Source organism: Lysinibacillus boronitolerans JCM 21713 = 10a = NBRC 103108, assembly GCF_000772935.1.
In the GTDB taxonomy this organism is placed as follows: Bacteria; Bacillota; Bacilli; order Bacillales_A; family Planococcaceae; genus Lysinibacillus; species Lysinibacillus boronitolerans.
In genome coordinates this window covers 1-807 of the sequence record NZ_JPVR01000022.1, presented here as the reverse complement: position 1 = coordinate 807, position 807 = coordinate 1, and the positions used below count along the sequence as shown (strand labels likewise).

The 807-nt window shown below is 34.9% G+C and carries 1 protein-coding gene; it reads right to left on the bottom strand.

Features of this window, described 5'->3' with window-relative positions:
- Nucleotides 1-113 precede the first annotated feature (113 nt).
- A partial coding sequence (locus CD31_RS23410; protein WP_036074767.1) for a hypothetical protein occupies nt 114-807 on the bottom strand: 694 nt, incomplete at its 5' end.

Below are 807 nucleotides of genomic sequence, written 5' to 3'. Positions count from 1 at the left end.
TTTGGGTTTTTTATCAATTTTGTATATACGCACATATTGGTCTATTTTTAAAAAAAAAGTGGGCAGCTCATTGTGATGACTGCTCACTTATTGTCCTATTTTTGAAATTCTATTTATTTTTTCCGAAAGTAAAAATTTATGAACTTTCCTAGAAATCTAGTGTATTCACCTAGTCCTACAGTGTCATCCAACATTTTACTTATCGCTGTATCTTGTTCTAATTCGTACTTATTTCGTTTGATTTCGGTATCTAATTTTTCAAGGTTCTTAGTGCTAATTGTTAATCTATCTAATTCTCCTTTGGCTATTGCGTCAATGTCTTGCGCTAGTTTGATTGCTATTTCTTTTCTATTGATAAGTTCTTTTTCTTCCGTTGATATTTCGAGTCCGTCCTTTTCTGCTTTTGACATAATTAGGTCGGCTACTCTTTCGGTGTATAATTGTCTGTTTATTTTCATGATTGGGTTACCCTTGTCATCGTATCCATCGAATTCCTTAAACGTTGTGTAATTTTCTTTTAAATACTTGTGTATTGCTGCATTGAATTCTTTTATTTCGTTGTCTGCCTTTTGACCTCTTATAGATTCTAGGATGCCGTTGTACTGTTCTTTTGCATTTTTGATAGCTTGTTTTGCTGCTTCAATGTCTACCTTGCCTTTTTCTATGTCTACTCCCTTAATTTTATCCGCTTCGGCTTCTGTCTTCTCGGTTTGTGCCATTATGCTAGCAATTTGTGCCTTTTGCAATGTTGCTTGTAGTCCTAGTGCTTCAATGGTACTTGCATCGCCGTATGTTGCTGAGTCTGCT